Raw genomic sequence first — 14506 nt, 5'->3', positions numbered from 1 at the left:
ATCTGTCGATAACTCGTGTCGAGAATCTCTGTCGAATAACCCACGCGAGGGCTATTCCGCCAGATGCTGTTCCACTACGCACGTGCCTTCAGCGCAGATCACGATGTGGCCGCGGAATCGAACGCTGATCGCCTACTTGGGCGTGTCTTCCAACTCTGTGAAAAGGCGTGCAGCATGATCCGGGCGTGATGTCGGTGACTACGGTCACGATGCAGCTGTTCGAGGGACGCACGCCATGGCTAGCCCTAGCATCGGTTTCTGATCATTGCTTGACATTTACTAGGGGACGTCACATGCACCGCATCAGCAAGCTCTCTCTCACCATCGCGACCGTCGGCATCGCGGTTATCGCTCTCGTCGGCTGCAGCTCGGCAGGATCGACTGCCGCACCGACGCCGGGCTCGACAGTCGCCGCCAACGCGCCGGCCGCGGCTCCTGCCGAGGTGTCGTTCGAGGACAACGTCCTCACGACGAAGGACGTCATGATCAAGATCACCGACGTGAAGACGATTCAAGTAGGTGAGAAGGGTAACGAGTACGGCAAGGAGCCCGTCGTCGCGTTCTGGTACGACACGACGAACGTCTCCGGCAAGGAGACGGATTCGATGACGGCGTGGATATTCCTCTTCGCTGCATACCAGGAAAACGACCCCAACGCGGAGAACAAGCTTAGTGTCTGCTCACTGCCGGATGCTGCGTTCCTCGATTCGCAGACGAGCAAGATCAAGAAGGGCGGCACTGTCCCTAACGCGATCGCGTACGAGCTGTCCGACACGACCACCCCCGTGACGCTGGTCGCCTCCACGCTCCTGGGTCAGGACGAGATCGGATCGATGACCATCGAGCTCAAGTAGACGCCAAGAGACCCGCACGAGGAAGAGCCGCCAGGATGATTGCCTGGCGGCCCTTCCTGCAGTGGTGTGGGCGTGATGCGAGTCGATCATTGTGGAGGTGCGAAATCTCGCATCCACCCGCACCGCGGTGTCGCGGCTACCTCTGGGGCAGCGCGGCGGGGTTGGACCGAGCTGAGAACCTGCGGAAGCGAATCGGGAATCAGCGGTTCGACCCGTACAAAGTTTGACGTCGATGACATCGCGAGTTTCCATTCGTCGTCAATGCGGACCAATGCCACTAGCTTCTCGGCAGCGGTCGCTACGCCGGTCTCGATCTGAAGCGAGCCCGCCAGCGCCAACAGGGTCAGTTCAACCTCTTGTTCCGAGGCGCGGCCAGAACGCAGCACTGTCGATGCAAGTCGCGGGCTAGCGGTGTTGGTTCTCGCCAGAAACGATCTTAGGTTCGTGCGAAGGTTGACGATGACAAGTTCAGGTTCAACTTCGTGTTCGGCGAGGGCGAGTGCGATGTGTCGTAGTTGCGGATCGGGTGACAAAAATGGAAGCGCCGATCTGTACCGTTTTTTTCGATCACTCATCAAGAGTCGCCGCAAGCCTGCCAGTCGCGGTTCCACCACCGTTTGGTCATCCAACTGGTCCACCAATCGGCTCGCTTCTACCCTCGGGTCGAGGGCCAGAGACTCTAGATCCGGGGGAAGGTCTGCGATCAGGTTCTGATAAGCGAAATCTCCTTCGCGTGTGTAGAGAAACGCATCCACGGCGATCTGGCCGGAGTCTCGAGACGCCGGAACTGTCAGCTCAATTTGCCCCGGGACCGGTTGCACCGTTGCCACAGCCCGCCGTACTCCGGTGTTGCTCAATGCCGTTAGCCGCGATGACTTTGCCGCGGTCTTGACCAGAAGGCTCAGTCCGACAAGAGATTCCAGTTTTAGATCTGCGCGGCCGTGCAACAGATCTGTGAAACCTTCAGCCGAAACATCAACATCTCGAGGTTTCGCATTGAGACGATCCGGACTCGAGAAACCTGCGCCGCTGGCGCGAGACCAGAGGCCCTGCATTTGCAACTTCCGGTTCTCCGCGGCGAGCATGCGTTCGAGCATCCAGAGAAGACGACCCGAGCCTCGTTCTGGGTGCGGTGAGAGGTTCCACCACGACAGTCGCCGTGCCAGATCCCCCGCTACTGCCGATGCCCAGGTCCCTGTGCCGATATAGCCGAGTGCCGCAATCCAGGCCAGGTAACGGGGCATGTCTTCGATCGCACGCCTGAAATCGGCTAGCAAGATACCTTGTGGCGGTTTCGCGTTGAGCTTCTGTCGGTCCCGCAGCGCCAAGTGCGCAGCGGCCATGCAGAATCGAGATCCGAAGTTCTTTCCCACACGAGCTGTCACACGCGGCGTCCATGTCACCAGGATGTGTTGGACGATGGCGTCGTACACCTTCTGGTTCACCGGCCACTCCCGCAGCGAACCGACGTGGGTGGCGATGATCTGCAACACGAACTCTTCGGCCTCACTCGCGTGAGTCGGCAGAGGCGATTCTGCCAGCGCTGTCAGTAGTTCGCCCGCCGATTCGACATCGATCATCAACCGTGACGTCAGTGCGCCGATCTCGGTGACCGTCAGTCTTGCTTCGGATTCGGTCACGAAACCCCGCCGGACGAGGTGATCGAGCGCATCATCGACATCTTGCGGTTCACCCGTCTGGGCGTACGCGAAGGTCTCCTCGAACCAGGAGGACGCGCCCACTCTGTCCGTGATCGATCCGAGCAGGATTTCAGCGAGGAGTACATCGCCCAGTCGATCGCTGATTCGGCTGTGCGCCGTGTAACCGGCGTCGAGTTTCCGACGCCAGAGCGCTTCTTGATCATGGGGCACCAGCATGAAGCCGAAGCCTTCAAGCTCCTGTCCCGCCCTGCCGGCGCGACCGAACATCTGCTGCGCCTGACTGACTTCGAGGGCAGACATGCCCAGTTCCAGGTCGCGAATGACTACGGCTCTTGCCGGCGTATTCACGCCCGTCGACAGACCGGATGTTGCCACGAGGGTTCGTATCGACCGGTCCTTGAATGCGTTGAGCGCGCGGTTTGCTCTCGGTGCATCTCGAAAGTGGAGGCCGACACCAGCGTGGAAGGCGTCCTCGACGAGCTTGCTGTCTTCGATATTGCGGAAGGGCACATCCGCAGCCAGTGCAGCGGTTCGCCGGACACCGTTCTTGCTGCCACAAAAGACCAGGACACCCCCGCCGTCACTGACGGCTCTGGCGTCGATCACCTCGGACCCTGGGGGAGCGGGTGCGAGCAAATCTTGTAGGAGTGGACGGAGCGCTCGGTCTTTCGCCGCTTCGTGTTCTTCCCGCTTCGCCCCAGGCCGCGGGGCCTTGTACGGAATGAGTTGGGTCATCAATTTGGTCGGCCGCCAGGCGGAGCTGATGAGCTGAGCGTTGAACCACTCCGCGAGCTGATCGGCATTCGATACCGTCGCCGACAGCGCCACGATCCTCGTCCGTTCCTCGGCAGCGCGTAGCCGTGCAATAAGTGATTCCAGGGTCGCACCACGCTCGGGATCTCCCACGAGGTGTACCTCGTCGATGATCAGGCAGCCCACCTTCGCGATGAAGTCGCGCAGAGAGGATCGACGGTAGAGCGCCTCGAACTTCTCGGTCGTCGCGACCCACAACTGTGCGTTGCGAACTGCGTCACTGGACATGCTGGTTTCGCCGGTGAGCTCGACTGTGCGAATTCCGTATTCATTCCACCGTTTGGCAGTGTCACCGATCTCGGCTGCAAGTGCTCGGGCCGGTAAAAGCCAGACCGCCGGTTTACCTTCGGTGACGATCGAACGGAGGGCTGCCACCTCTCCAATAAGGGTTTTTCCCGAGCTCGTAGGAGCTACAACCATCACGTGCCCGGAAGTCGACAAAACAGCGGGCACGGCTTTCGACTGCAACGGATTCAGACGGTCGTACCGGGTCAAGAATTTCTGCAGATCGGACGGGATGAGAACCGTACTCGGCGTCCACTTCTCATCACCGACATTCGCAGCGGCCTGGTTCTCCAGCAGTTTGAGGAAGCCGGCTTCCACAGCTTCGACCACATCGTGTTCTTGGAGAACGAAGCCCGAGTTCTGATTTCGCTCGATCTCCAACTGAGTGAAGTTCATCGAGTGCGAGACCGCTACATCGTCGGCGATGAGCTCTTTCTCGTGGATATACCGGATACCCGTGATGGAAACACCGGCGCGTCTGAGGTCTCTGAGAATCGCATCGTTCGAGGCCTCGGGACGGCAGAGAAGGACCACATCCACACCGCGTTGTTTCGCCGAGATTGCGGCGTTAGCCAGTAGTCGGGCTGGTGGTGAGGCATCCCACCACGGAACTTTGATCCAGATCCGCTTCTGAGCGCCCTCCATCAGCTCGAGCAGTTTTTCATGAAGGCTCTCGCCGCCTCCATAGGTGGAGACACGCAGCGGATCCACCGCATGTACTCCCTTGCTGATTGTCCAGTTCGACGGAACGATCAGCATATAGTGCCGGTTTCGGTCGGACAGGACGATGGTCACAACGCGCACCAAACCTGCCGAAGGGCGATCAGTGGGTTTCGACGTAACAGTTCATACCGAGAATCTGTGATCGGAAAGGATCGTGGTCTGAGCAGGTTTACGGCAGGTGATCCGGTGATTGAATTTGTGTACTTTGCCAACTTCCTGCGCGTCGTCGACTGGCCGATCGACGCCGCAGACACCGGCCCCCGCGAACCACGGCATCGGGGGCGCAAACTCCGAAGTGGCGCCGCGTATGTCTCGCGCCTTCGCCAGCATCGTCGCCTACAGCCCGAGCCGTCACCTGCGGTCCGGCGAGTCACAGATGGGTCTGGGTCTGGCCATCGCGGTGGTCTCGCAACAGCTGTGGAGCACGATCAAGCCCTGGCGGTGACGGTACTGGCGGTGAGCGTTCAACAGAATTGGGGCGTCTAGCCATCGCATCATGATGTTTACATGTATGGTCGAAATGTAAGTTTTGATGCTGGTTTCAGCATCTTCTCGGCCTCGTCGGTCCCCTGTTCTGTGTGGCCGTCGAGGCCGGCCTGGCTTCAACAACACATGCATCGGCGTGCGTCCTCGGGGGCAGTGGGATGTACGTTGTTTTGTTCGTGGCCGACCGCTGAAACGAGCGGTTACATGGTGAGAGCGTAGCGACGAATCGTGGTGCGGGGGCTGGTGCAGGCACGGAGAGCCAAATGATGTCTGGTGAGGGTGAAGAATGCGACCTGTCCGAAGTCGGCCCCGATGTGCTGGGCCTCGGTGTCGGTAAGGCCTGCGACTGCGATACTTGGTTCGCTGTAGGCGAGGTCGACGCTACCGCCGGTAGCGTCCCAGGTGGTGTATCCGCGGGCATGGAGGTGGTCTCGTAGTTTCCGGTAACGGGTAGTTGCGGTGGAGCTTTGAGGATCTTCGCCGGGGTGGCACGCGGCAAGGATGTGTAGCGGTTCGTCGGGAAGCATGTCGCTACCGATGACTTTGTCGCTGGGATCGTTCGCCGTGATCGGGTCGGTCGGGGTGATTTGCACGGTGCTATTCGGTAGGTGCAGTTCGATGACCGCCTGCGAATAGTCATTCCACAGTGTGTCGTCGGCAGCGAGGACGGCCAGTGATCGTGGACTTCTGTTGACTGTGAACGAGTCGACCGCGGTGATCACTCCGTCGGAGTCGGCGACCGCACCGACTGGGGTGATGACGTCGACGCCGTGGTCGTAGAGCAGCGCAGTCATGTCCGCCGCGGGCGATTCGGGCAGCAGGAGAGCTGTGTGTTGGTGCGGGACGTGCCGGGCGTAGTCGAGGATCTGACCGAGTGCGGTGCGCAGGGTTTCACGCCGTATGTCGGCTTTGGCTTCGATCAGGGTTTCGGCGGTGTCGTCGAACACGTCGATCGACAGGACTGTGGGTATTTCGGTTCGGTCGTCGATCGTGATGGTGCGTGAGCTGACGACGCAACCCGCGGATTCGCGATATGCGACGTACAGGTTCTGTAGGGCCGCTTCGCGTCGCAGTGAGCGTCGTTCTTTTTCGGGATCGGGTGCAGTAGGGGTGAATTCGGCGGTTTCGTTGCGTTCGACCGGCCGCCTCTGCACTGAAACCTCCACATGTTCGCGGCGAGGAGCGGATGGCTTCGGAGGGTAGCGCAGCGCGACGGTGAGGGGCGCGAGGTTCAGGTTGGACCGGAGTTCGTCGATCGAGCCTGGCGCGCCGGATTCGGTAATCAAATTCGTGAGGAGTGCGAGAGCTTCACGTGTCCATTGCGGGTCGGTGTCGATCCGGTCGGATACCGCTTGACTGAGTCCGCCGCGGAGGTCGTCGGCGATGTTGCGGCTGCGCAGGTGACGTCGCGGTGCATCGCGAAGGTTTTCGGGAATACGGAGGTTCCACCAGGAATGTCCGTCCAACGCGATCCACGGATATTCAGGGTCAGGGGCGGTGTCGGAGACCGCGAATGGGGCCAGGAGTGTGCCGAGTTCGGTACGCATATCCCGCAGCGCCGGTGCCGGGTCGAGACCGCGTTGACGGCGGGCGATGGCCCAGAGCAGCACGATGTACTTGTACGGGGCCCGGACGACACCGTCGGTGTGGGTACGGGTGGTGGCCAGGTCCCACAGCAGTCCGCCGGTGGCGCCGTCGTCGTCGCGGTAGTCGACGATAAATCCGAGTGCATCCAAATTTTTCACGACGGCAGCTTTGCCTCCGGTGAAGTCACCGCTACGCAGAAACGTGGTGGTGGCATGGCCGTTGGCGACACCGACGATCGCTTTCGAGTCGTAGAAGCGTCCCTGGTGTACCAGTCTGAAGTTCGTGGATGGGCGGAATCCCGCGTCGGACAGGAATTGTTGTTGCCCTTTCCGATCGTGATCGGCAATTGCCGTCAGGATCGATTCGGCTGTGATCGCTGCCCAGTTCACCTTCGTAGCCACGAGGTGCACTGTAGGGGTGTGCACCGACGATCTTGTGGCTCGCAGCAGCATATGGACGTGGTTGTCGTGGTGTTGCAGTGCCGCTGGGCTCGTCAATTGCACAACAGATCCCACGCAGGTTTTACGAATTTCGGCGTTTCACCAACGAACTCAGGGCCTCCCGATTGATCTCGAGGACGCGCAGTGCTGCTTCGTGCGACGCCTTGGCCTGCGCCAGCGATTCGAGCGCGCCCGGCACGTCGTCGACGTTCCCCAGAAGTGACTCGGCTTCGGCGCTGTGGCGGTGCGCCTGCTCTGCGTATTCCTGTGCTTTTCGGGTCCGCGCAAGAGCGCGTTGACGGACATGTTCTTCGTCTTTCGCCCGTGCGACCGCGGCTGCTTTCGCCTTCGAACCTTTGCCACCAGGACTCTTCAGCGCAGCGAGTTCGCGGTCATACGCGCGTTGCATATTCCGGGACCGTACCCAGGCGCTGGGTTCCGGCTCGGCCCCCGCTCTCAGCGACGATCATTGCCCGCGATCCTGCGACTGCTTCGAGCCCGCCGTGCAGGGCACCTGCTACCGCGTCGGGGTTTTCCGTCACCGCTCGGCCCTCGATGAAGAAATGGTCGACGTGATCGTCAGTCATCGTTGCTTCCCCTCCTGATTGAGCTGGCGGACTGTTCGAGTGAGCCGATCTTCCGATCGCGTTCGGCCGTTGTCCGCGGCGGTGTCAACCTGTTCCTGCGATGCACCGATATGCAGGGCGTGTCGTGTCCAGCCTTCGAGTACGAGCCGCGAGATCAGGGTGTCTTTCGCTCGATTCTGTTCGCTGTGCAGCCGTGCCGCATGCTCGCAGACGCGATCTAAGGCGTGCTCCGTCCACTTCGATCGCTCCGTGCTGTAAGCCTGGGAGGCCGGGTTCACCCACACCTGGTCACGGAGTTCCTCACGATCGAGCCCTTGCTCGACGAGCCAGTCGATGCCTTCCTCGCGACCGGAACCTCGTGGTAGCCATGCAATGACAGCGGTAAGTCGTTGTTGCACAGAGAAAGTAATGTTCCATGGCACCGTCACGGTGCGGGTGCCTGTGCCGGCCTTCCACCGTGCCCACGGAAGTGGCAGCCGACGAGCGACGGTCAGTTCGAGTTCGTCGAACTGACCATCTGCGATACCGAGCTCGTCGGCGTGGACGAGCCGCACCAGATCAGCCGACCGATCATCGAGCCACACCCACTGGCCGTCCACCACGCCGTCAGGACACAGACTCTTCGGCATCTCCACGATCCGGCTCAAGGACACCAGAAGTCCGATACGGCGCCGTGTCTCGACCGCGACGATGCCGTCTGCGAGCGGTTGGACCTGTAATACCGGCCCCCAGACGCCGTCTGCGGGCAGTTCGGCGACGTCAGAATGCGCATCTCCCAGAACTCGCGGACCGAGGCCCGCGAATCGGGTGATTTTCAGATACAACCCGAATTCGGAAGTAGAGTCCGCAGCCCGGAAGCCAACCTGCTCGTCGAACCGGGTGTAGACCTCATCCGCTCCGGCACTGTCACTGCGTGAGAGCTGAAAGTGCGCGGCAATGAGCACAAATGCCGGTACTTGCAGTTGACGGTGTCGGAACGACAACTGCACTGTGTGCGCGGCGCGGATCGACTCGTTCAGTTCCGGATGATCGGCCAGGAACATGTCGAAGTCTGCGTCTGAGCGCAGATCAATATTCTGGTTTTCGGCTCGTTGCCACAGTCGAATTGCACGGCGAGCCGATGCGACCTGTGTTGATGTCAACGGGGTGTGTTCGTCGGGTGCAACGGTCATTCGGGACCTCCTGATGCGGATCGGTGTCTGGTCATACAGGGCTACAGGGCTACAGGGCTGCGGCGTGCTGTGACGTGGAGCGGGGGAGGTCGACGCGCAGAGCCTTGTAGAGGTGCGGACCGGTCGAGGATGAAGGTGATCGGCATGTCCATGCAGGTGAAATGTCCGAATGTTGATTACCTCCAGCCACATTTGTGGATGCACTCGACGGATGGCTCGTTGCTCTTATTCCGAGAGTTCAGAGAGGTGCCGAAGGCTCGGTGTTCCGTAAGTCATCTGGACATGTTTATCGGGACACGTCCGAAAGCGCCTGGCGCCGCAGTTGTCGAAGTTGACGTCCGTCGGCGAGTTGCCAGTCCCGCCAGCCGTGTCGCTGTCGGCCCATGATTTCGGTCAAGGGTGCTGATGGGGGGCCGTAGCGTTTTCCGTCGACTTCGAGTGATCCGTCTCGTTTGACCGTCGCGATGTAGGTTCGGTTGCGTTCTGTGTCGTGGTAGCTCAGCTTGTCGCCGACTTGCAGGTGCCCGAAGAGCATGAGTTGCAGGATGTCGTCGTCGTAGGCGATCGGGGCGAAAGACGGCGCGATGGGGTCGGTTTTCCTTGTGAGCGTGGAGGATTCGGAGGTCAAATCATCTCGGTCTCCGTCTCGGTTGCCGTTCTGCTCGGTCGCAGGTTGTGCGAATGCGGTGGCTGCACTCTCGGCATGATGTTCTGTTGTGGGCGTGGGTATCTCGGCTTTGTCCGCGTGTTGGTTTCCTGAACCGACGAGGTTGCCGATCCCGCGGCCCACCCACCCGAGTCCGGATCCGACTCCGGAGACACCGGCGCCGATCGCTTTTCCGGCCGCACCGGCGACGGCACCACCGGCGGATGCTGCTCGACTTCCGACCTCCGCCAATGCGTCGACAACGCTGGGGCTCTCGTGTTCGGTCCATCCCATGACCTGACTGCCACGGGCCTGCGCGAAATCGTCGAGGTCGTCCTTGAGTTTGACGATGTCGTGTTTGAGATTGTGGGTGGCGCCCCACCGGAACCCGTCGAGTCGGTGCATTTTTGCAAAGTGTGAGAGCTCCGACCGCGCGTGCAGCAACAGTTCGCCGTCACGCTCGAAATGTTCGGCCAGCACTGTGCGTGCGTCGTCGAGCACCATCTGCAGATGCTGCGGCTCGGTGGCCTGTACGCGGGCGATCCGCAACCGCTGCCACAGATACAGCGACTGCTCACTGACGACCAACAGATGCAGGGATTCGCCGAGTCGGTTTTCTTCGATTGCCCGGCGGAGGTAGTCGGCGCGGTCTTGGACCGGGCGAGTGGCATCGAACCCGGCCAAGGTGCGTTTGACGTGTTCGCGGAGGCGTTCGATCGTCACATTCAGGGTGGGGCGGAGACCGGCAACAGATTCCCAGTCCGCGGTCGGCAGTGCTCCGTGTTCGTCGAGCGTGGTGACGAGCCGATCCAATGTCGTGAAATGACCGACCACGTCACCGACGCGGGACGCTTGGGCGAGGACGAGGACTTGTTCGACTTTGCCCTCGACGCGGGCGATCGATTCGTTCACCGACGCTATGGCCACCTCGAGCGCGACCTGCACCGCGAGTAGCTGCAGGGACAACGCTTGGGTGGGGCCGAGGGGCACTTTCTGCCACTGCAGTTGCTGACGGAACTTTCCTGCTTCGTCGACGACGATCATTCGGAAAAAGCCGCTGTCACCGGGCAACACCTTGTACGTCTTCAATGCCTGGACGCTGTCCGGGGACAGTCGCACGAACTGCCCGGCCTGGGCGGCAATAGCTTTCACTCCGACGGCGGCGGCAGCAACATTGGCCATCGAGGTCTTGCTGACGCCGGAAACATCGAGTGCTTCGCCGGCGAGGTCGGTCAGGCGCGCGAGATATCCGGCCACGACCTCCGGATTCCCGGCAACGAGAATGCCTTCCGGTTCGACGGAGACAGCGAGTTCGTTGCCGGGGCCGGTGCCCTCGAATACGTCCAGTGCAGTAGTGCCCGGTCGAGTGAAGTCTGACGGTGAATTGCTTGACGAGGGCGTCTCGTTCATCGATGTCCGCTTTCTGCTGGTGTGGTGGTTTTCGGTGGAAAGGATCCGGGCTATTTCGGTGATCGCTGCTTCGAATCGCTCTCGTCCGCCGGGCGTGTTCAAGCCCCGATCGGAGCAGTGCGGAATGTTTCCGGGTACGACATACACGTCGCGTTCGATGCCGGCGCGTTCCCAACCGTCTCTTGCGGCGACGCCCAACAGCAGCACGATTTCCAGATTCGGGCACAGTGCGACGGATTCGCGGGTCCACTGCGCTGCTTGGGTCCGTTCGGCCGGGGTGGATCCACCGTTTTTGGCGCCCGCGACGGGGAAGGGGACAACGTTCCAATGCACGACATCGCTCCAGGAGATGCCTGCACGTTCATAGGCTTCGCGGCAGTTGCGTGCAGTGCGGTCGTTGTTGTCGAGACTGAGCAGACCGGATCCGGTACCGGCCTCGGCTTTCGTCGACGGATTATCCAGCAGAGCAAGGACTCTCGCCTTGGTCCCGCCTTGGTCCGGATCCACGTAGGGCACGTGCCCGTGGGGAAGTCCGACAGCATCGGCGATCCGGTCCGCGAGCGAGTTCAAAGCCGCCACGTGGTTGTCGCGAATTCGAGTCTTCTTCTCGGCGACAATCGCGGGGTCGGCGTTGCGTCCGTTACTCATGATGGTGAGTGTGCATGATCGCGTGTACTCCTCGAAGCAGTGCTCAGCGGATTCCCCGTTCAACGCCTGCGTTTATGAACATGCTGGGGGCGATCGCGCGATGACAATCGAAAAACGACGTGCCGATGATTTCACCGCTCTGTTGGCGGGGTGAAATTACTCGTTGCCGCGAAATCCTGGGTTGGGACCAGTAACACTCCATCGCAAAAATTGATCGACTGACGGCTGCAACTGGTTTCGATCTTCAAGGTTAGCGTGAGCGTTTCCCCACAATCTGCGCGACTGTAAGGGAAGTGACACATAACGCAGCGCCCGAGAGGAGAACGACCCAAAGACCCCATCCGACCGAGGGAGAAACGGTCGTCCGCATGAGTGTAGTTTCCAGGTTGGATAGGTTCATGGCATCCACGATTCCAATCGCGACGGTAATTGCGCCGACAGCTGGTGCGACCCACCGATCACCGAACTTTGCTGTACCACCTCGGGAGAGAACGGTGAACAGGGTGATTGCCGCAACGACGGCGAGGATCAGTGTGAGAACGCCGTCGCCGTCTACTCCCGCCTTGGAGAAGGTGAAAAGGGTTGCCCATGGCCCGAGGCTGCCGATAATGATTCCGAGGCATGCGAGCAAGGCTGCGATAATGTTGGGCATGTAGTTAGTAGGTAACGGTGGGGGTGCCTGCGTATACCCGACGGGTGGAACGCCCACAAATCGTTTTTCGGCTTGCGGATCCGACTTCGGCACGTACGGCTGCGATTGTTCGATTGGGGGCGCCTGGTGTTGGGAAAGCCAGTATTCCGGCGGCCTGGGTTCCTTGCCAGGGTGACCAGAGGGTGAGTTAGGCGGATATGTCATCCGGTGGACCATCTTTCTTATTTTAATTGCCGCCACGGTCGAGCACGAATTGGATTGTAAAGGTAATGCGTGTAAGAGTTTCGGTTTGGCGTCGATTGTTGAGAATCTAGTCCCCCGAGTTTGAAGTTGTTCTACGGTCAGCTTTCGCCAGGATCTGTTCGGCAGTTTTCGCCCATACGAAAGGCTCCGCCCAGGGATTTCGCCCGTTGATGAAGTCTGTGATCTTGCTCGTCAGTTCGCGGACACTTCGGAAGGTCTTACGGTGAATTGTTTGGCGGTCGATGATCCCGAACCACACCTCGACGAGGTTCATCCACGACGCTGATGTCGGGGTGAAATGGACGTGGATTCGCGGGTTCGCCGCCAACCACTTACGGACTTCGGCCGTCTTGTGGGTGGCGCAGTTGTCCATCACCGGATACTGCACGGTGGACTTGGGGAGCGAGGCGGGATACGCCACGCTCTACCGGTTAAGTTTGTTGGAGCCGCCTGCACTCTGATTTCGAGCTGGTGGAGATAATGCAGGCATGACGAGCACCGCACCGACCTTCGATCGGGTCGCCTCCATTGCTGTCGAGGACATCGCTGCGCAGATCCTCGAGAACTGTCTGCTGGCTGACGGTTCGTTGTTCACGCCTGAGCGTGAGGTGTGGACTAGGCAGAACCTCGCCGAGCTGCATCGCGCGTATGTCGTGGCACCCGATGTATCGACGGGGAAGTTCGCAGACAAGTTGGCGGTCCAACTCGCTGACGTATCGGATCCCGCGCGTCAGCTGTTCGCCGAGATCTACGCGTTGAATGTCCTCCCTGTCATGAACTTCAAGCAGAGCACGAAGATCGGGTACATCCAGGGTGTGCTCGACGGAATGCGGTCCCCGGTCGCTATTCCACAGCCGGTAGTGGACGCATTTGTCGACGGTGTCTTCCACGGCGGGCAGGCGTCGAGTCAGCGGGGGTGGGCGCAGTTGTCGTTCCTCGTTGAGTTTGTCGAGTACTTCAAGTCGCAGGACGCAGCAGTGCAGCGGGAAGCGGCTGACAACCCGGCGGAGATGAAGCGTTTGGTGTTCGACTCGCCGGGACACAAGGAACCGGCACAGCGTCAGGCGCTGTTGTATGTGTTCCATCCGCGGTACTTCCTGCCGATCGTCAACATCAACCAGAAGCGGCTTCTCCGTGACGCATTGGCGCCGGATTATCTGCCCGAAGGCAGTACTGATGATGTCGATGCGGATCTTCACGAGATCGACTCTCGTGTGCGAGCGAAGGAGGGCGGGGCGGTCGACTACTACCATGGCACGTGGGGTCCGAAGTGGCGGAAGCCGAAGTCCACACGCGCAACGTCCGCCGGCGCCAATAGCGTGGAGTCGTCGAGTGCAACAGCCGATGACGATGATGACACTGTTGATGACACCGACTACGACGGCGCAGAGATGCCGACCGCGCGCCCGTACTCGGTTGCGGACATCGTGGAAGAAGGGGCGTTCCACAGTCGAGAACGTCTGCAGCAGATCCTCAAACGGTGGGAAGGGAAGAAGAATCTGGTGCTGCAGGGCGCACCAGGAACCGGCAAGACATGGATGGCGAAGCGACTGGCATACGCACTGATCGGGTCCGAGTCGCCGATGGCGGTCAGACCTCTACAGTTCCATTCGAACAGCTCGTACGAAGACCTTGTTCGTGGCTGGCGTCCGACAGCAAACGAAAGCGGTGAGGGACGACTTGTCCTTACCAATGGTCCCCTCTTGCAGCATGCTGAGCGTGCCCGCATGCAGCCGGACATCCCGCACGTACTCGTGATCGAGGAAATCAACCGAGGCGACCCCGCGCAAGTGTTCGGTGAGATGTTGACCCTGATCGAAAGCACGAAACGGAGTCCGAAAGACGCACTCGTCCTGTCGTACCCACGGACAGTCGATGAGCAGTACCACCTCCCGGACAACCTCTACATTGTCGCGACGATGAACATCGCCGACCGGTCGTTAGCGCTCGTCGACTTCGCTCTGCGGCGCCGTTTCTGTTTTGAAACACTCGAGCCGGCGTTCACTGCTGCCTGGTCGGCACTCGTGGCTAAGAGATTGCCGAACAATCCAGAACTCGTCGAGTTGATCCGTACGAAGGTGGAGAACCTCAACACCCAGATCAGATCCGATCCTGCACTCGGGTCAGCGTTCCAGGTTGGGCACAGCTACTTCACCCCCGCAGAGACAGAGTCGGACGGTCGCGACTGGTTCGTCGGCGTAGTCGAAAGTGAGATCGCGCCGCTGCTCGCCGAATACTGGTTCGACAACCCCGGCACCGCGACAGGCGCTGTCGCCGAGATGCTCGCGTGAGGACGCAA

The 14506-nt window shown here is 60.5% G+C and carries 11 protein-coding genes and 1 pseudogene; 3 read left to right on the top strand and 9 right to left on the bottom strand.

What is annotated here, in order from left to right; genetic code table 11:
* Positions 1-293 precede the first annotated feature (293 nt).
* The gene (locus tag CJ178_RS30355) at positions 294-854 is read left to right on the top strand and encodes a DUF5067 domain-containing protein (protein ID WP_095888792.1); all 561 of its coding nucleotides are present in this window, start codon (positions 294-296) and stop codon (positions 852-854) included.
* A gap of 86 nt (positions 855-940) precedes the next feature.
* Here CJ178_RS30355 and CJ178_RS30350 read toward each other — a convergent pair whose 3' ends face one another.
* Complete coding sequence (locus CJ178_RS30350; protein WP_143547562.1) at positions 941-4408, bottom strand: DEAD/DEAH box helicase; 3468 nt, start codon at positions 4406-4408, stop codon at positions 941-943.
* A 114-nt stretch (positions 4409-4522) separates the two neighbouring features.
* Here CJ178_RS30350 and CJ178_RS32550 point away from each other — a divergent pair, with 114 nt between their 5' ends.
* A complete protein-coding gene (locus CJ178_RS32550; protein WP_143547561.1) occupies positions 4523-4822 on the top strand; it encodes a hypothetical protein in 300 nt (99 codons plus the stop codon).
* 200 nt (positions 4823-5022) lie between these two features.
* On the opposite strand, the gene CJ178_RS30345 is transcribed toward CJ178_RS32550, so the two are convergent.
* From CJ178_RS30345 to CJ178_RS30315, 8 genes and pseudogenes are all read right to left on the bottom strand, one after another.
* Positions 5023-6810, bottom strand: coding sequence for a DUF3293 domain-containing protein (locus CJ178_RS30345; protein ID WP_179300879.1), 1788 nt, complete (start codon positions 6808-6810; stop codon positions 5023-5025).
* A 121-nt stretch (positions 6811-6931) separates the two neighbouring features.
* Positions 6932-7258, bottom strand: coding sequence for a hypothetical protein (locus CJ178_RS30340; protein ID WP_095888789.1), 327 nt, complete (start codon positions 7256-7258; stop codon positions 6932-6934).
* Entirely contained in the window at positions 7242-7436 is a 195-nt protein-coding gene (locus tag CJ178_RS30335; RefSeq protein WP_095888788.1) for a hypothetical protein, read from the bottom strand. The genes CJ178_RS30340 and CJ178_RS30335 overlap by 17 nt, the downstream gene beginning before the upstream one ends.
* Positions 7433-8608 (bottom strand): hypothetical protein, encoded by a 1176-nt coding sequence (locus tag CJ178_RS30330; RefSeq protein ID WP_095888787.1) that lies wholly within the window; start codon positions 8606-8608, stop codon positions 7433-7435. Before CJ178_RS30330 ends, CJ178_RS30335 begins: the two co-directional genes overlap by 4 nt.
* A gap of 286 nt (positions 8609-8894) precedes the next feature.
* The gene (locus tag CJ178_RS33450) at positions 8895-9143 is read right to left on the bottom strand and encodes a hypothetical protein (RefSeq protein ID WP_257013668.1); all 249 of its coding nucleotides are present in this window, start codon (positions 9141-9143) and stop codon (positions 8895-8897) included.
* Positions 9144-10703: 1560 nt separating this feature from the next.
* Positions 10704-11312, bottom strand: a pseudogene (locus CJ178_RS33445) (uracil-DNA glycosylase); the annotation flags it as partial.
* 250 nt (positions 11313-11562) lie between these two features.
* Positions 11563-11964, bottom strand: a complete 402-nt coding sequence (locus CJ178_RS30320; protein ID WP_095888786.1) for a hypothetical protein — start codon at positions 11962-11964, stop codon at positions 11563-11565.
* A 310-nt stretch (positions 11965-12274) separates the two neighbouring features.
* Positions 12275-12628, bottom strand: coding sequence for a transposase (locus CJ178_RS30315; RefSeq protein ID WP_257013582.1), 354 nt, complete (start codon positions 12626-12628; stop codon positions 12275-12277).
* Between the two features lie 67 nt (positions 12629-12695).
* Between CJ178_RS30315 and CJ178_RS30310 the strand changes: the two genes are divergently transcribed.
* The gene (locus tag CJ178_RS30310) at positions 12696-14498 is read left to right on the top strand and encodes an McrB family protein (protein WP_095888785.1); all 1803 of its coding nucleotides are present in this window, start codon (positions 12696-12698) and stop codon (positions 14496-14498) included.
* The last annotated feature ends 8 nt before the right edge of the window (positions 14499-14506 follow it).

This window comes from Rhodococcus sp. ACPA4, assembly GCF_002300185.1.
GTDB lineage: Bacteria > Actinomycetota > Actinomycetes > Mycobacteriales > Mycobacteriaceae > Rhodococcus_F > Rhodococcus_F globerula.
This window is presented reverse-complemented; position numbering and strand designations above follow the sequence as displayed.